Genomic DNA, 16,893 nt, shown 5'->3' with positions numbered 1-16,893 from the left:
AGCACACTATATGGAATCGTCCTCACCACAAACAGCGGCAATCGAATACCCGCTGTTTCCGCGTGAACTCAGTTGGCTGGCGTTTAACGGCCGGGTATTGCAGGAAGCTGCCGACACCCGCAATCCACCGATTGAACGTTTGCGTTTTCTGGGTATTTACTCTAATAACCTCGATGAGTTTTTCCGGGTGCGGGTGGCAGACGTTAAGCGCCGTATCCTGCTGAAGAAATACCAAACCTACGAGCACGAAGATGCTGAGTTGCTACTGATTGAAATCCAGAATCAGGTGCTGCAACTGGGTAAGCAATTTAATAAAATTTATCTCGATATTCAGTTAGAACTGCGCAAGCATAATATTGAGCTGATTGACGACAGTAAGCTAACTGAGCTGCAGTCGGCCTGGGTGCGGGCCTTTTTCAATAATGAAGTAAAGAAGCATATCTCGCCTATCATCCTCTCCAGTACCGATGCCTCGCTGGGTAAAATTCTGGAAGATAACACCACCTATCTGATGGTGGAAATGACCGGTAGCCACAAACCGGAATATGCGATAGTGCAGGTACCGACCGATGAAGTATCACGCTTTATTGAATTGCCACTGCATCTGAATACCCGTAAGAAAAACGGCCATTACCGGCGCCAGATTTTGCTGTTGGACGATATTATCAACCATTGTGTCGCCGATTTATTCCAGGGTTTCTTTGAGTTCGACAGTATTTGCGCCTTCTCACTGAAGCTGACGCGGGATGCGGAATACAATATCAGTGATACGCTGGATCAAAGCTTAATCGACAAGATGTCCAAGGGGATCCGGCAACGGCTGAAGTCAGAACCGACCCGGCTGGTTTACGATGCCGCCATGCCAGAGCAAATGCTGAAGGTGCTGACCAAACAGCTGGGCACCGGCTCAATGGATGCACTGATTGCCGGTAGCCGCTACCGTAACTTTAAAGACTTTATCGGCTTTCCGAATCTGGGACACCAGAGTATGGAATTTCCGCCGCTGCCGCCTTTACCCAGCCCGGACTTTGAGCAGCACCCTACCACCTTCGATGCCATTCGTAACAGTGATATCCTGTTATATTACCCGTACCACAGCTTTGGTTATTTTACTGAGTGGGTACGTCAGGCTTCGTTCGACCCTAAAGTCACCCATATCCGCATCACTATGTACCGGGTCGCCAAACAATCGCGGGTGATCCATGCCTTACTGGATGCGGTGCGCAACGGTAAAAAGGTCACCGTCGTGGTCGAGCTGAAAGCGCGCTTTGACGAAGAAAACAATATCAACTGGGCACGTAAGATGACCGATGCCGGTATTGAAGTGATCTTCGGCCAGACCACACTGAAAATTCACTCCAAGATTTGCTTAATCACCCGGCTGGAAAAGGGCAAGCCGGTGCGCTACGGCCATATTGGCAGCGGCAACTTTAATGAGAAAACCGCCCGTATTTACACCGATATGAGCCTCTTTACCTGCCATCCTGACATCACCGCCGAAATTGAGCAGGTATTTGAGTTTATCCAGTACTCGTACCGGCCCTTTACCTTTAACCATCTTATTGTCTCGCCCACCTGGAGCCGGCCCAAGTTACAACAGCTGATCCAGCGCGAAATAAACTTTGCGACCAGTGGCCGCAAGGCTGAAATCTTTCTGAAGGTCAATAACCTGGTAGACGAAGACATTGTGCAGTTACTGTACAAAGCCAGTCAGGCTGGGGTAAAGATCCGGATGATTATCCGTGGCATGTGCTCACTGGTGCCTGGTATTCCGGGTAAGAGTCAGAATATTAAGGTGCTGAGTATCCTCGACCGCTTTCTGGAGCACGCCCGGGTTTATGTGTTTCACAATGGCGGTGATACTGATCTCTATATCTCATCTGCCGACTGGATGACCCGTAATATCGACCAGCGGGTGGAAGTGGGGGTACCGATCCTGGATGCAAAAATCAAACAAACCGTACTAACCACGCTGGATATTCAGTGGCGGGATAACGTGAAAGCCCGTATTATTGATGCTAAGCAAAGCAATCCATACGTCAAGCGTGGCAATAAACGGAACATCCGTTCGCAGCAAAGTATTTATGAATTCTTTGCCAGCCAGAGCCAACTAACGCAGCAACAGGCAGAACCAGAATTTTGACAAACACCCCACAACAGGACAACGCCGCCAGTGCCTATATGGCGGCAGTGGACCTGGGCTCGAACAGCTTTCATATGGTGATCGCCCGCATAGTGCAGGGCGATATTCAACTGCTACATCGCGAAAAACAAAAGGTACAACTGGCCGAAGGTTTAAACGACGATCTGGTACTAAGTGAAGAGGCCATTGAACGCGGCCTGACGGTATTACGGCAATTTGCCGATACGCTGCAACCCTTCGCGCCGCAATCGGTGCGGGTCATCGCAACCTATACCCTGCGCCGGGCAAAGAATGCAGCAACGTTTTTACGCCGCGCCAAAACCTTATTTCCGTTCCCAATCGAAGTGATTTCCGGGCAGGAAGAAGCCCGCTTTATCTATCAGGGCGTGGCGCATTTTGAACATTTCGATGGCAAGCGTCTGGTAATGGATATCGGTGGCGGTAGTACCGAGTTTGCCATTGGTGAAGGCAGTCAGCCATTACGGCTGGCCAGTCGTAATATGGGTTGTGTCAGCTATGCCAAAACCCATTTCGGGGCCGGAAAAATCAGTAGCCGCCGTTTTCAGCGCGCTATTGTTCAGGCCGAGCAAGAATTAGAACCTATTGTCAGCAGCTTCCGCGCCAGCGGTTGGCAGCAAGCGGTGGGTACCTCAGGCACCATCAAAACCATTCGCGATATTGTGGTCGGGCTGGGCTGGAGTCAGGGAGCGCTGGAGCTGACACAGCTGTTACAGCTAAAAGACTATCTGCAGAAGTTTGACAGCTGTGATGAACTGCAGCTCACCGGCCTAACCGAGGATCGGAAGCTGTTAATCTGCTCCGGCTTAAGTATCCTGATCGCCGCTTTCCAAATGCTGCAAATTGAGCAACTGGTTTACGTCGATGCCGCGCTGCGCGAAGGCGTGCTGTATGAAATGACCGATAGGTTACAGCATCTGGATATCCGGGAGCAGAGTATCCAGAGCCTGGTGCAGCGCTATGCTATCGATCAGGCGCAGGCCGAGCGGGTAAAACAGACCGCCTTGCAGCTGCTGGCACAGGTAAAAGACAGCTGGCAACTGACCGACGAAGCCGCGCTACTGCTCGGCTTTGCCGCCACTGTATACGAAATTGGCTTACAGATTAACTCCTCTGGTGTGCAGAAACACTCGGCCTATATTCTGCAAAACGCTAACCTGCCTGGCTTTAACCAGGAACAGCAACAATTGTTGGCCTGCCTGGTACGGTTTCATCGCCGGAAAATCCGGGCTGATGAAATCCCCTATTTCAGCCTGTATGAATTGCCGCTGGTGATGAACCTGCTGGTACTGCTGCGTTTGGCGGTACTGCTGAATCAGAAACGCCGGGATGAGTTTTTACCCGACTTACAGGCTAGCGCTCGGGTACAGTCATTGCAGCTGCAGCTGCCACTGAGCTGGTTGCAACAACAAACCGTGCTGGCAGCCGATCTGCAGCAGGAGCAGAAAAGCCTGAAGAAAATTGCCTTTAAACTGGACATCCCGGCGCTGCAGGATCTGAACGATGCCCAGCTCAATCAGGACGCGGTCTGATGTGCCGCTGCCCCTGGCTGGACCAAAGTAAGCCAGACTATGTCGCCTACCATGATACGGAATGGGGCGTGCCTGTGCTTGATGATAATACCTTGTTCGAGTATCTGACGCTGGAAGCGGCTCAGGCCGGCCTGAGTTGGTATACAGTACTAAAGAAGCGGCAACATTACCGTCAGGCCTTTGCGGGTTTTGATCCGGTGCAAGTCGCCGCCTTTACTGAGCAGGACGCCGCGCGTTTATTGCAAAACCCGGGCTTGATCCGCAACCGCCTAAAAATTGCCGCCGCCATCAATAACGCCGCCCGTTTTCTGGAAGTGCAGCAGGAGTTTGGCAGCTTTGCCCGTTATCAGTGGCAATTTGTCAATTATCAGCCGCTGTTAAATCAACGCCAGACCCTGGCCGATTATCCGGCGCGCACGGCCGAGTCCGATGCGTTTAGCGCTGATTTAAAACGCCGCGGCTTTAAGTTTGTTGGCTCGACCATTATTTACGCCCATATGCAGGCCTGTGGTATGGTCAATGACCACAGTATTGATTGTTTCCGCTACCCGCAGCTGATACAACAGGTCGCTAGTCTGGACCTGCGCTCAGCCCTCGGCCTTACTTCACCTTAAATTTAGCGCGCTTTTTCGGCGTCTGAGCACCCAGCACCAATTCGGGTGGCAAGGCAAAGGAAAAGGTACTGCCTTGGCCGGGTTCAGAGAAAATCAGCAGCTGGCTGTTATGGCGGGATAACACATGTTTGACAATCGATAAGCCAAGGCCGGTACCGCCGGTATTGCGCGCCCGAGCCTGATCAACGCGATAAAAGCGTTCCGTTAAGCGTTTTAAATGCTGCGGCGCTATGCCCTCGCCATTATCGGTGACGGTAAAGAGTGCGCGCTGGCCATCACGCTGCCAGCTAACCTGGATCACGCCGCCCGGCGGCGTATATTTAATGGCATTGGTCACCAGATTAGAGAAGGCACTGCGTAGCTCCTCTGGCGCACCGGTCACTTTAAGCTCAGGATCAATCTCAAACTGCAGGCTATGTTGCTTATCACGGTTCAGCGTCTCCGCTTCCTGCTGGATCAGTGCCAGCATCGCCGGTACATCCACTTCCTGATCAAATTGCACCCGGGCCGCGGCTTCAATCCGTGACAGCGTCAATAGTTGCTGCACCAGACTATCCATGCGCCGCGTTTGTTCCAGCATCACGCCATGGGCCTTTTGCCAGATCGGTGCTGCCGGCTGGGCACTGCCATCCATCATTTCCAGATAGCCCTGCAGCACCGTCAGCGGCGTGCGCAATTCGTGCGAGACATTGGCGACAAAGTCTTTGCGGATCTGTTCCAGCTGCTTCAACTGGGTAATATCGCGGACAATCAACAGAAACTGCGCCTTGCCATAAGGCATCATTTTACATTCCAGCATAATGCTGGACGTGGTCGGTGACATCACTTCCAGCGGCTGCTGAAAGTTGCGCTGCTTCAGATACTGATGAAACTCCGGTGAGCGGATCAGGTTATCAATCCGCTGTCCTTCGTCGCTGGGCCAACGCAGACCAACCAGCAGCTGGGCTAACTTATTACACCAGATAATATTCCAGTCTTCATTCAGCACCACCACGGCCTCCGGCAGTGCTTCCGCGCCATCACGAAAGCGCCGTACCAGAGTGCGTAATTCTTTGCGTTTACGCCGCTCCCGCCGCTGCTGGAAATAAATGCCGTCGAAGATTTGCTGCCAGCTGCCATCACCAGCCGGTGGCGTCAGTTTACGATCGCGCCACAGCCACTTATCAAGCAGAAAGATATGTTTGTATTGCCACAGCAGGTGGCCGAGGGTCATTAGCAACAATGCCAATAACAGATGACCAAACAACAGGCCGACAAAGGCGGCGGCACCATAATACAGCGACACCTTGGCCAGGATCTGTCGCTTTGACAGCAACAGGCGCATCAGAGATTACTTCGCAGAGAAGCGGTAACCAGAGCCGCGTACCGTTTGCACCAGCCGGTCATGGCCACTGGGCGAAATGGCTTTGCGTAAGCGGCGGATATGCACATCAACGGTCCGATCCTCAACGTAGACATTGGTACCCCAGACATGATCCAATAATTGCTCGCGGCTGTAAACCCGTTCCGGATGCGTCATAAAGAAATGTAATAAGCGGAATTCTGTCGGCCCCATATCCAGAGCTTGATCGGCAGCACTGACCCGGTGTGATACCGGATCCAGTTTTAAACCCTGAACTTCGATCACATCGTCCAGGCTGGTCGGCGCCACGCGGCGGATCACCGCTTTAATCCGCGCCATTAGCTCTTTCGGTGAGAAAGGCTTGGTCACATAATCATCAGCGCCCACTTCCAGACCGCGCACCTTGTCTTCTTCTTCGCCACGGGCGGTGATCATAATAATCGGTATATTACGGGTTACTTCGTGCTGCTTAATTTTTTTGGCGATTTGGATACCACTGCCGCCAGGCAACATCCAATCTAACAACACTAAATCAGGATAGGGTTCAACCAATTGATTGAGCGCCGCATCAAAGCTGTCGGCGGTGTAAGGCTGATAGCCGTTTTGCTCAAGTACAAAACACAGCATATCGCGGATTGGGGCTTCATCTTCAACAACCAGTATTCGTCTTGACATAGTTCGCTAGCCTGTTAATAAAACTTTGCCCTATTATCAAAGCATAATATGACAGTTTTATGAAAACCGCGAATAAAGCCGCCAGAAACAGCTGAATAATCAGTAGTTATCTGCTGCCTATAAACAAAAAAACCCCGCCAACGGCCTGTCTCTTATACACAAATCCCCCGGTTTTTACTGGGGGATTTTTTGAACTCTCCGCACGCTTTCCGATCAGATCTTTCACTTAATCTAAAGGTGAATACTGATGAACAATGCACAATGGGCAAAAAGTACTTTTGGTCAGGCCGACTTAGGGGATCCCCGCCGAACCACACGTCTGGTAAAGTTAGCGGAAACCTTAGCAAACGATCCAGGAAAGCCATTCGTGTCTATTACACAATCCCCCGCCGATATGGAAGGCGCTTATCGTTTTATCCGTAATGAGCACGTCAATGCTGACGCGATAGCAAAAGCAGGCTATCTGGTCACAGCAGCGCAAGCCGCCAAACATAATTTATTACTGGCTTTAGAGGATACCACTGCCATCACTTACAGCCATCGTTCCGTGCGAGATGAGCTTGGTCATGTCAATCAAGGAAATAACTATCGGGGCATACTTGCGCACAGCGTTTTGTTATTCGCTCCTGAGCAACAAGAGCTTGTTGGATTAATTGAACAATCCCGCTGGACACGGGATATCAGCACGCGCGGAAAGAAACATGTGCGAACACAAACACCTTATGAAGAGAAAGAAAGCTTCAAGTGGCAGTCTGCTTCGGTCAATCTATCGGCACGATTAGGCGCTAAAATGGCCGATGTGATATCCGTCTGCGACCGCGAAGCTGATATCTATGAGTACTTGCAGTATAAGCTCTCAAAGCAACATCGCTTCGTGGTTCGTTCCATGCAGAGTCGCCATATTGAGCAGTCTGAACAGAAGCTCTACGACTATGCTGCAGGTCTTGAAAGCGCCGGACAAAAGCAAATCCATATAGCGCAAAAAGGTGGACGTAAAGCACGTACAGCAACAGTAGACATTGTCTTTGCGCCAGTCACGTTGCAAGTGCCGGCAAATAAGCGTGGCGAATCACTATCGCTTTATTATGTCGGGTGCGAAGAGCGAGCCGATGACAAAAACGCGTTAAATTGGCATTTGCTGACTACCGAACCAGTCCAGAGCAAAGCAGATGCACTGAACATCATCCGTTATTACGAGCATCGCTGGTTAGTAGAAGAATATCACAAAGCCTGGAAAACGGATGGTACAGATATTGAGAATGCCCGCTTACAAAGTAAAGATAACATTGAGCGGCTTGTGACCATCAGCGCCTTTATTGCTGTAAGAATAGTGCAGCTGAAGTTTGCGCGCGAACAACCAGACGAGATAAGTTGTGAACAGGTGCTGTCGCCAAAAGCCTGGAAATTGTTATGGATAAAACGGGTCAGCAGGACCTTACCTGACACCGTCCCCTCGATGAAGTGGGCTTATACCGAGCTTGCAAAGCTCGGTGGGTGGAAAGATACAAAACAAACCGGCAAGGCCTCGGTCAAGGTATTGTGGCAAGGATGGTTCAAACTACAAACCATCCTTGAAGGTTATGACCTAGCAAAGTCTCTTGAGGCTGACTTGTGATCAAGAGACAGGCCAACGGCGGGGTAAGATAATGCTAGGGCTTGTTGACGTTTGCTGGTTAGATTTTGTTCGTCTGGCGGTGTTTTGATCGCGAAACGAGGAGTGCGGTTTAGTTATTCTAAATAAACGACGAGTGACAAAGAGCAAAGCGCCGCCAGACGAACCCTTCGGGCAGCGTGTGGCTGGCATTTCTACTGCGTTATCGCTTGTTCATGTAGAATAACTACACATCACAAGCTCTGCCTTGTATAAATACCAGCCACTCAGCTGCAAAAACAACCAGCAAACGTCAACAAGCCCTACTGAACAGCAGATTAGAAATTGTACACCACGCCCAGTGACAGCGCTTTAGCGTCCTGACCAGTAACGGTATTCAGCTGGGTATCACGGCCACCGGCAGTAACGCGGAAGTTTGCATTGTCGTCATTTGACGTCACGGCATAAGCTGCATACAGCGTTAAAGCACGCCCGAAGTTACGATCAACACCAAACACAAACATATTGGCACCTGATTCGGCTACGTCATTCTTACCGGCAACATAGTACTGGCCACGCAGAGTGTAATCACCCATCTTGTAGCTGGTACCCAGACCGTAAACATTGCGGTCACCGCCAGGTACATCGCTGGCAGTTTGATACATACCTGAAACGCGCAGATCTGAGGTCAGGTCATAGTACAGACCAACCCGAACCGCGTTTGGATCTAAACCGTTAGCACCTTCAAAGGTCTCGTAAGCCACAGCTGCATAGAAGCCTTTTACTTCGTAGGCTACTGACATGCTGTAAGATTCCTGAATGTTGTCTACAGTAGCGCCAGTGTTGTTATGTGGCGTGTAGTGGAAATCAAATACGAAGTCACCAAATTTTGGTGAAGTATAGGCCACGCCGTTTCTGTAACGCTCGTCAAAGACGTTACCGATGTTAGCGTTGGTTGCGCCAGCAGTAGAAGTACGGGTCAGGTTACGGATATCACCTACGCGGTCACCGAACATATCCACTTTACCACGCACGTTTTTCAGTGGGGTGTCAAACTGACCGATACGCACAGTACCAAAACCGCCTTTTAAGCCGACGAAAGAATCGCGTGAAGCCCAGTTACCTGAACCTTCGTCAAAACGGATATTCTGTTCAATTTGCATAAAGGCTTCTAAACCGCCATCCAGCTCATGCTTGGCACGGAAACCTAAACGGCTGGAGTTGCTTGATACGTTAGTACCGCTGTCTACACCGTTATCCAGTGAATCAACTGACAGGTGAGCGCGGCCGTAGATCTGTACCGTGTTAGCCAGAGCCGGGGTCGCCATTACTGAACACAGTGCGGCGGCAACTAAACTTAATTTGATGGTTTTCATGGAACTCTCCTGATTAGCTTTTTATTGGTATGCTGAACACGGGACTTATTATCAGTAACAAAGATGTCAGTAATGTGGCTCTTGCATGAAGATTTTATGACAAAGGCCGGATAACCGGCCTTTGGAGATAGCGAGATAAAACAAAAACTTAACCGTAACGACCGGTAATATAGTCTTCGGTTCTTTTCTGTGTCGGGTTGGTGAAGACGTCGTTGGTGCCACCAATTTCAATCAGATTACCCAGGTGGAAGAACGCAGTACGGTCTGATACCCGCGCCGCCTGTTGCATATTGTGCGTCACAATCACGATAGTAAAGTTCTGCTTTAACTCGGTGATCAGCTCTTCGATAATCGAGGTCGCAATAGGATCCAGCGCTGAACACGGCTCATCCATTAAAATCACTTCCGGGCTGACCGCGATAGTGCGGGCGATACACAGACGCTGCTGCTGACCACCTGACAAACCGGTACCCGGTTGATTTAAACGATCTTTAACTTCATCCCATAAACCGGCACGGCGCAGACTGGACTCAACCACATCATCCAGATCCGATTTTTTGCTGGCCAAGCCATGTAACTTCGGGCCATAAGCAATATTTTCATAAATCGACTTCGGGAAAGGGTTAGGCTTTTGGAACACCATACCGACCTGAGCCCGCAGCTGCACCACATCCAGTGACGGCGCATAAATATCCTGGCCATCCAGTGCAATTTCTCCGGTTACCCGGCAGCTGTCGATAGTGTCGTTCATCCGGTTTAAACAGCGTAAAAAGGTCGATTTACCACAGCCTGACGGGCCGATAAAGGCAATCACTTCATTCTCCACAATATCCATATCCACGCCGTGGATGGCCTGGTTGCTGCCGTAAAATACTTTGACATCACGGGCCGTCATTTTAATTTTTTGGCCGGCTTCATTAACTTTTGCAGTAGTCATACTTAATTCCTGTATTCAAAAACGGTTAGGCGGGCCAACTGTTACCAACGCACTTCAAAACGACGACGTAACCAGATTGCCAGACCATTTAAGGTCAGCATTAATCCCAGTAACACAATAATGGCGGCTGAAGTTCTGGCTTCAAAGAAATTCCGCAGCTCATTACCCTGCCATAAATAAATCTGTACCGGTAGCGCCGTAGACTGTTCCATCGCGCTGGACGGCACTGAAGCGACGAAGGATTTCATGCCAATTAGCAGTAAAGGTGCACTTTCACCCAGCGCCTGGGCGACACCGATAATGGCACCGGTGAGGATGCCCGGAATCGCCAGCGGTAACACATGGTGAAATACCGCCTGAGTTTTTGACGCCCCCAGGCCTAAAGCTGCCTGACGAATTGACGGCGGAATAGCTTTTAACGTCGAGCGGGTCGCAATAATCACCGTGGGTAAGGTCATCAAACTCAATACCAGGCCACCAACAAAGGGGGCTGACATCGGCAGATTAAACCAGCCGATAAAGATCGAGGCACCCAGTAAACCAAATACAATAGAAGGTACTGCAGCCAGGTTGTTAATATTCACTTCCACCAAATCGGTAAACTTATTTTTCGGTGCAAATTCTTCCAGATAAATCGCAGCTGCCACGCCCATTGGCACCGCCAGCAGGATCACTATCAGCATCATATACAGCGAGCCCATAAAGGCACCGGCCAGGCCGGCCGAGGCCAGTGAGCTGCGTGAATCAGGGTTCATAAACAGGGCCCAGCTAAAGCGATTCTGAATCACGCCTTCCGCTTTCAGACTTTCAACCCACTCCCGCATCTTTGGACTTAACTGCTGCTTCTCATCCGGTAAGCTGCGATCGATATTGCCTTTTAACCAGACATCAATATTGGCATCGGTTAATAAAAACAGCTTTTGGGTTTGCCCGATAATAGCGGGGTTAGCAATAACTCTATCCCGCAGCGCAAAACGCTCGCCTGAGGTCACAATACGCGCCAAATCCCGCCGATGCTGCGCGCCGTCCGGAATCACCTTTAGCAGGGCATCCTGAATTAAGCGGTTAAAATTGACCATCCCGACTTCAGAGCGCCAGGCCAGATGCCGTTGCTCAAAAGCCTGTGGCGATTCGCCGGCCTGCAGCACCGGTTGTTCACTGATCTTGACCACTGCCGGGTCAAAGTGGATCTCCAGCTCAATACCATGCTGCCAGAACGCCGGTAAGCCTTTAGAGAAGATATTGATAAAGAGTAAGGCGACTAACAGTAAGCTGATGCCTACCGCCGTCATACCGGCAAAACGAAATAGCTTTTCCTGACGGTGCCTTTTCTTTAATGAGCGCACTACCTGCTGCTGTACCGGGCTGGCGCTATAAGTTGAAGACGCAGAAGTCTGCACAGTTTTCATAAGCTATTACTCGTATTGTTCACGGTATTTACGGACGATCACCAAAGCGACGATATTCAGTAACAGGGTAATCACAAACAAGGTTAAACCGAGCGCAAAGGCCACTAATGATTGCGGGCTGGCAAAATCATTATCACCTGTTAACTGGTTCACAATAGTTACGGTTACCGTCGATACGGCTTCAAAGGGGTTCGCAGTTAACGACGGGCTGTTACCTGCCGCCAGCACTACTATCATAGTTTCACCAATGGCGCGGCTGGCTGCCAGTAATACGGCGCCAACGATCCCAGGCAATGCTGCAGGTAGTACTACCTTGCGGATAGTTTCGGACTTAGTCGCACCCAAACCTAAGGAGCCGTCGCGCAGCGCTTTGGGTACCTGAGTAATAATGTCATCAGATAATGAGGAGATAAAAGGGATAATCATAATTCCCATTACCACACCGGCAGTCAGGGCAGAGGTAGCGCGGATGGTAAGTCCCAGCATCTGCCCCAAATCGGCTAAATAGGGCCCTACCACCACTAAAGCAAAGAAGCCATAGACAATGGTCGGGATACCGGCCAATACCTCGATAATAGGTTTTACGGTGTCACGCACCTTTTTCGGCGCATACTCGGCCATATAGATAGCCACCATTAAACCCAGTGGAATCGCCACTAATAACGCAATACCGGCGACCAGCATAGTGCCTGATAACAATGGTAATAAACCAAAGCTGCCCTGACTCCCGGTCAGGGAGCCGTCGGCAACACCAGCGGTGGAGAAACGCGGATTCCAGGTGGTACCAAAAAAGAAATCAGTGGGCTTAATAAAGCTAAAAAACTTCAGCGTTTCGCCAACCATCGACAAGACGATACCGATAGTGGTTAAAATCGCAATGGTTGAACAGATCAGTAAGGTCGCCATTAAGGCTTTCTCGACCTGATGGCGGGCACGTAATGATGGCCGGATCTTCTGATAACTGACAAGTAGCCCTAGTGCACCAACAATAAACATCAGCGCCAGCAGTAACAAACCGCTTTTTTGCTGTAACGCGCCAAGATAGTTTGCGGCATTGATTTCCCAATCGGCTGCTTCGCTTAATACTGCAAAGTTGGTTGCCAGGTTACTGATGCGACGCATTAATACCTGTGCCTGCTCACCACTATTCAACACTTCAGTCGGTAAAGAGGCTAACACCAGTTGCTGGATCACCGCTGGCGATAGCCAACTCCACAGCAGCATAATAAAGAATGGCGGTAGTACCGCCCAAAGCCCAACCATCATGCCGTAATGATGTGGCCGCGAGTGCAGGCTGGCACTATTCTGACCACCAGCCAGTTTACGGCTACGCTGCATGCCCAGCTGATAGGCTACAGCCAGCAATACCAGCAAAATAATTATAAGTGACAAGTTATTCATCAGTGCTCCGCTACTGATTGCCAGATAATCCACTGATACTAGCTTAAAGTATCAAGATTGCACTTTTATGACAAAGTGGCGTAAACGAAAAAGGCGCCCTAAGGCGCCTTAGCGTAATATCAGATATTACAGAGATTTTTTGCTGCGGATAGTTTGCAGAACTTCAGCGCGCTCAGCATCAGCCAGTGGGATCAGGCCTGCAGCTTCCAGTGGGCTACCAAAACCTGAAGTCGCTTCAGAAACGTGGAACTCAGCATATTCCTGCAGACCTGGGATCACGCCGATATGCTGGCCTTTTACATAGAAAAACAGCGGGCGAGATACCGGGTAAGTACCAGCGATAATGTTATCGATAGTTGGTACGATACCGCTTACGGTAGCCACTTTAATACGGTCACGGTTGCTTTCATAGAAGCTTAAACCGAATACACCGACTGCGTCTTTCTGAGCCTGTAAGCGGGCCAGAGTTTCAGTGTAGTCGCCAGCGATTTCAACTACGCGGCCGTCAGTACGCATTGCTAAACAGAAGTTATTCTGGTCAGCAGATGGCATGGCTTTTACTTCTGGCAGCGTCTTACAACCGTCCAGAATCACTTTCTCTTCGTATACTTCACGGGTACCGTGGTTTGAGCCAGGGATAGCTAACAGAATCGCCTGATCTGGCAGTGACTTGTCGATTTGTGACCAGCGTGTGTAAGGGTTAGCGACCATCTGGCCATTTTGTGGTACCTGAGCGGCCTGAGCCAGGAATACGTGCACCGGCTGCAGAGCAAAAGTACCGGCATCAATGCGTGAAGCAAAGACGATACCATCATAGCCGATCTTCACTTCGATAACTTCAGTCACACCATTGGCTTTACAGCTGTCCAGCTCGGCAGGACGGATAGCGCGTGATGAGTTAGCGATATCAATAGTGTTAGTACCAACACCCTGACAGAATTGACGTAAACCACCGCCAGAGCCACCTGAGCCAACAACCGGCGTTTTGAACTGAGCAAAGCTGTTACCAAACTCTTCAGCAGCGATAGAAGAGAATGGCAGTACAGTTGATGAACCGGCGATTTGAATAGTATCGCGGGTAGCTTGTGCCTGAGCGGCAAAGCTCAGTGATACGGCAGTGGCCAGAACCAGTTTAGTTAAGTTTTTGATTTTCATTTAATCATTCCTCAAAGTGGACGTTTCAATTTGTACGGGCTTAGTCTGCTTGCTTTTTATTTCAGCAATATGACAATAGAAAATTTTTTCTTAGTTAGTGCGAAATTGTTGCCAGCCACGCTCTAACTCTGCCGCCAGCGCGGTGAGTTCTTCTGCCGCCTGCGACGACTGACTGGCGCCCTGATGCAATTGCTGGCTGGCCTGATGCATGGCCGCAATACCTGACACAAAGCGGCCGGCGGTTTGCTGCTGCTCATTACCTGCCAAACTAATTTGCTGATTAATATCACTGAGTGTCGCAACCTCAGCTGCCAGCTGCCGGAATTGCTGCTCGGTTGCCCTGGCCTGCTCGACACTGTCTTTCGCTTGTACATCGGCCTGGGCAATGCTGGAGCAAGCACTATCCGCTTGTTGTTGCAGGGTGCTAATCATCTGCCGGATCGATTCAGTGGCCTGCTTGGTATTGGCGGAAAGGGTACGTACTTCATCGGCAACCACTGAGAAGCCGCGACCGGCCTCACCGGCGCGTGCCGCCTCAATGGCCGCATTTAACGCCAGTAAGTTGGTTTGCTCCGAGATCTTGCCGATAACTTCCAGCACACCGGAGATCTTGCCGGAGTCTTGCTGTAATTGTTGCATCAGCCTGGCGGCGGCGGCCATTTGCTGCGCCAACTGTTCGGCGCTGTGCATACTCTTCTGGCTTACCTGCTGGCCCTGCTGACACAGAGCGCTGGCATTCTGACTGACCTGATTGGCCGAGCCGGTATGGCTGGCCACCCGATCCAGTGCCTGCATCATCTCACTGACCGCGTCAGATAATTGATCCGCTAACCGGGCTTGGTCCGCAGCACCGCTATTCACCTGATCGCTAATGCCGGACACCTGCGTCGCCTGACTGCTCAGCTCCCGCGCACTGCCACCTAGTTGTTGCAGCAGGCCAGCAAAGCGCTGCAGCATTAAATTTAGTGCCCGGGCCGCTTCGGCAATCTCATCACGGCCACGTTCATCGGCGCGTAAGGTTAAATCGGCTTGCTGTTCCAGTTGTAACAACAGATCACGCAGCCGGGTCAGCGGCTTATTCACCGCACGGCGGGTTTGCCAGATCAGCAATAACACAAAGGCGGTTAGCAAGGCGCCGCCCACCAGATACACCAACAGCATCTGCCCGGTTAGCTGCTCAGAGGCATCCCGTACCTCAGCCGCAGCATCGATTTGCTGCTGAATAAACTGCTCAGCCAGAGTAGCAAAAGGGGCAATCTGCTGTTTAAATTCGTTATTAATGCTGGAGTCATTCAAAATTTTGATTAGCAGCGCATCATCGCCGACAAAACCAATCCAGTCCTGATAGTGTTTAACGGCTTTGGCAAAGGCTGCATCCAAAGCAGCAAAGGCCTCTTCATCCGCCGGCGATTTTATCGTGCGCTGCTCGCTAAAACCTTGCCATTGCGTGGCGGCTTCAGCCAGTAGCGCCTGCACGCTGCTACGGGTCGCCTCGGCCGAAGACCAGCCGGATTTATATTGCTGCACCTCGCTAAGCGCCTGCTGTTGCAGAATTTTTTGGCTTTGCATAACACCAGACAGGATCGCCAGGTGTTCATGATACAGGCGTTGAAACAGCTGGTCCTTGCTGTTAGCGGCCTGAAAAGATGCCACCAAAACCAGCAGCAATAAACCCAGGGGTACCAGTCCCAACAGCAGCACCCGGCTGGCGATGGTAGAGAAATTAAGCATAGTGAGGACCTGCATCGGAGTGAAACTGGCGGCAACTTAGCAGCTAAGTGTGTACTTTTTATGACAGCAGCAATGCTTACGCAGGGATCCACGGCGGTAAGCGTAAAGTATATACTAGCTGCTACGCCTGCCTGACCGTCAAAACGTCAGGCAATTAACCAAGGATTTCCTATGCATAAACCCATTATCGTCATCACCGGTGCCGCGCAGCGTGTCGGCCTGACACTGGCGTTAGACCTACAACAGGCCGGTTATCAGGTGGTGGCCAGCTACCGTAGTGAGCGACCGGGCCTGGCACAACTTAAAGCCGCCGGCGTGCTAACCTATCAATGCGATCTGACCGATCTAAATAGCCTGGCGGATTTTATCAGCCAGCTGCAGCAGCTTGGTCCACTGCGGGCGCTGATCCATAATGCCTCGGACTGGCGCAAGGATCCGCCGGCAACGGCAGACTCCTTGTTGGCGCAACTGCAAGCAGAAGCAGAAAGCTTTGATTATTTGCAGCAAATTCATGCCCGTACGCCCTACTTGCTTAACCGTGCGCTGCAGCCACAACTGCAGCTCAGTGAGCAGGCCGATATTATTCAGCTGAGCGATTTTGTGGCCAGTGTTGGCAGTAGCAAACATATTGCCTATGCAGCGTCCAAGGCCGCGCTAGAGAACCTGACCCTGTCTTTTGCCCGGCAATTTGCACCAAAGATTAAAGTTAATACCATAGCGCCGGCGCTACTGATGTTTAATGCCGGTGATGCCGAGGAATATAAACAGCAGGCTTTGCAAAAGTCGTTGTTACAGTGTGAACCTGGGGCACAGGAAGTGGTAACAGCAGTACGCTATATTCTGGACAGCCGCTATCTGACCGGACGGGTACTGGCGCTGGATGGCGGTCGGCATTTAAATTTACCCTGAGTTTCGCGTAAACCCCAACGCAACACTGAAGTTTAGACGCGGCGCAATCGAGTAGGAGGC

General features: G+C 50.8%; 13 protein-coding genes. 5 read left to right on the top strand and 8 right to left on the bottom strand.

The genetic code is table 11. The features are described 5' to 3' along the window. Positions 1–10: 10 nt before the first annotated feature. Genes ppk1 through AJE_RS12555 form a run of 3 tightly spaced genes read left to right on the top strand, consistent with a single transcriptional unit; the run spans position 11 to position 4,307 of the window. Positions 11–2,143 (top strand): polyphosphate kinase 1, encoded by a 2,133-nt coding sequence (ppk1, locus tag AJE_RS12565; protein ID WP_008951182.1) that lies wholly within the window; start codon positions 11–13, stop codon positions 2,141–2,143. After that, positions 2,140–3,693 (top strand): Ppx/GppA phosphatase family protein, encoded by a 1,554-nt coding sequence (locus AJE_RS12560; RefSeq protein WP_008951181.1) that lies wholly within the window; start codon positions 2,140–2,142, stop codon positions 3,691–3,693. Before ppk1 ends, AJE_RS12560 begins: the two co-directional genes overlap by 4 nt. Beyond that, on the top strand, positions 3,693–4,307 hold the full coding sequence (locus tag AJE_RS12555; protein ID WP_008951180.1) for a DNA-3-methyladenine glycosylase I: 615 nt from the start codon (positions 3,693–3,695) through the stop codon (positions 4,305–4,307). Before AJE_RS12560 ends, AJE_RS12555 begins: the two co-directional genes overlap by 1 nt. On the opposite strand, the gene phoR is transcribed toward AJE_RS12555, so the two are convergent. Together phoR and phoB are read right to left on the bottom strand one after the other, a co-directional pair. After that, positions 4,294–5,631, bottom strand: a complete 1,338-nt coding sequence (phoR, locus tag AJE_RS12550; RefSeq protein WP_008951179.1) for a phosphate regulon sensor histidine kinase PhoR — start codon at positions 5,629–5,631, stop codon at positions 4,294–4,296. The genes AJE_RS12555 and phoR overlap by 14 nt on opposite strands. Before the next feature lie 6 nt (positions 5,632–5,637). Beyond that, the gene (gene phoB / locus AJE_RS12545) at positions 5,638–6,324 is read right to left on the bottom strand and encodes a phosphate regulon transcriptional regulator PhoB (protein ID WP_008951178.1); all 687 of its coding nucleotides are present in this window, start codon (positions 6,322–6,324) and stop codon (positions 5,638–5,640) included. 247 nt (positions 6,325–6,571) lie between these two features. On the opposite strand from phoB, the gene AJE_RS12540 reads away from it, so the two are divergent. After that, complete coding sequence (locus AJE_RS12540; RefSeq protein WP_008949889.1) at positions 6,572–7,939, top strand: IS4 family transposase; 1,368 nt, start codon at positions 6,572–6,574, stop codon at positions 7,937–7,939. 314 nt (positions 7,940–8,253) lie between these two features. Here the strand turns inward: AJE_RS12540 and AJE_RS12535 are convergent, their stop codons facing one another. The 6 genes from AJE_RS12535 to AJE_RS12510 form a co-directional block, all read right to left on the bottom strand. Beyond that, positions 8,254–9,291, bottom strand: coding sequence for a porin (locus AJE_RS12535; RefSeq protein ID WP_008951177.1), 1,038 nt, complete (start codon positions 9,289–9,291; stop codon positions 8,254–8,256). Between the two features lie 148 nt (positions 9,292–9,439). Continuing rightward, complete coding sequence (gene pstB, locus AJE_RS12530; RefSeq protein WP_008607008.1) at positions 9,440–10,228, bottom strand: phosphate ABC transporter ATP-binding protein PstB; 789 nt, start codon at positions 10,226–10,228, stop codon at positions 9,440–9,442. Between the two features lie 41 nt (positions 10,229–10,269). Next, positions 10,270–11,637 carry a phosphate ABC transporter permease PstA gene (pstA, locus tag AJE_RS12525; RefSeq protein ID WP_008951176.1) on the bottom strand — a complete coding sequence of 456 codons (1,368 nt, stop codon included), beginning with the start codon at positions 11,635–11,637 and terminating at the stop codon, positions 10,270–10,272. A 6-nt stretch (positions 11,638–11,643) separates the two neighbouring features. Beyond that, complete coding sequence (pstC, locus tag AJE_RS12520; RefSeq protein WP_008951175.1) at positions 11,644–13,038, bottom strand: phosphate ABC transporter permease subunit PstC; 1,395 nt, start codon at positions 13,036–13,038, stop codon at positions 11,644–11,646. Between the two features lie 126 nt (positions 13,039–13,164). Next, positions 13,165–14,193, bottom strand: coding sequence for a substrate-binding domain-containing protein (locus tag AJE_RS12515; protein ID WP_008607000.1), 1,029 nt, complete (start codon positions 14,191–14,193; stop codon positions 13,165–13,167). Positions 14,194–14,283: 90 nt separating this feature from the next. After that, positions 14,284–15,924, bottom strand: coding sequence for a methyl-accepting chemotaxis protein (locus tag AJE_RS12510; RefSeq protein ID WP_008951174.1), 1,641 nt, complete (start codon positions 15,922–15,924; stop codon positions 14,284–14,286). A 171-nt stretch (positions 15,925–16,095) separates the two neighbouring features. Here AJE_RS12510 and folM point away from each other — a divergent pair, with 171 nt between their 5' ends. Further along, positions 16,096–16,833: a dihydromonapterin reductase gene (gene folM, locus AJE_RS12505; protein ID WP_008951173.1), complete on the top strand. Its 738-nt coding sequence runs from the start codon at positions 16,096–16,098 to the stop codon at positions 16,831–16,833. Positions 16,834–16,893: the final 60 nt, after the last annotated feature.

Source organism: Alishewanella jeotgali KCTC 22429 (assembly GCF_000245735.1).
GTDB lineage: Bacteria > Pseudomonadota > Gammaproteobacteria > Enterobacterales > Alteromonadaceae > Alishewanella > Alishewanella jeotgali.
Note: the sequence above shows the minus strand (reverse complement) of the source record. Positions and strands in the feature narration are given on the sequence as shown.

Coding starts and splice junctions, on each gene's coding strand:
- ppk1 (WP_008951182.1), top strand. CDS start 11: ATGGAATCGTCCTCACCACAAACAGCGGCAATCGAATACCCGCTGTTT.
- AJE_RS12555 (WP_008951180.1), top strand. CDS start 3,693: ATGTGCCGCTGCCCCTGGCTGGACCAAAGTAAGCCAGACTATGTCGCC.
- phoR (WP_008951179.1), bottom strand. CDS start 5,631: ATGCGCCTGTTGCTGTCAAAGCGACAGATCCTGGCCAAGGTGTCGCTG.
- phoB (WP_008951178.1), bottom strand. CDS start 6,324: ATGTCAAGACGAATACTGGTTGTTGAAGATGAAGCCCCAATCCGCGAT.
- AJE_RS12540 (WP_008949889.1), top strand. CDS start 6,572: ATGAACAATGCACAATGGGCAAAAAGTACTTTTGGTCAGGCCGACTTA.
- AJE_RS12535 (WP_008951177.1), bottom strand. CDS start 9,291: ATGAAAACCATCAAATTAAGTTTAGTTGCCGCCGCACTGTGTTCAGTA.
- pstB (WP_008607008.1), bottom strand. CDS start 10,228: ATGACTACTGCAAAAGTTAATGAAGCCGGCCAAAAAATTAAAATGACG.
- pstA (WP_008951176.1), bottom strand. CDS start 11,637: ATGAAAACTGTGCAGACTTCTGCGTCTTCAACTTATAGCGCCAGCCCG.
- pstC (WP_008951175.1), bottom strand. CDS start 13,038: ATGAATAACTTGTCACTTATAATTATTTTGCTGGTATTGCTGGCTGTA.
- AJE_RS12515 (WP_008607000.1), bottom strand. CDS start 14,193: ATGAAAATCAAAAACTTAACTAAACTGGTTCTGGCCACTGCCGTATCA.
- AJE_RS12510 (WP_008951174.1), bottom strand. CDS start 15,924: ATGCTTAATTTCTCTACCATCGCCAGCCGGGTGCTGCTGTTGGGACTG.
- folM (WP_008951173.1), top strand. CDS start 16,096: ATGCATAAACCCATTATCGTCATCACCGGTGCCGCGCAGCGTGTCGGC.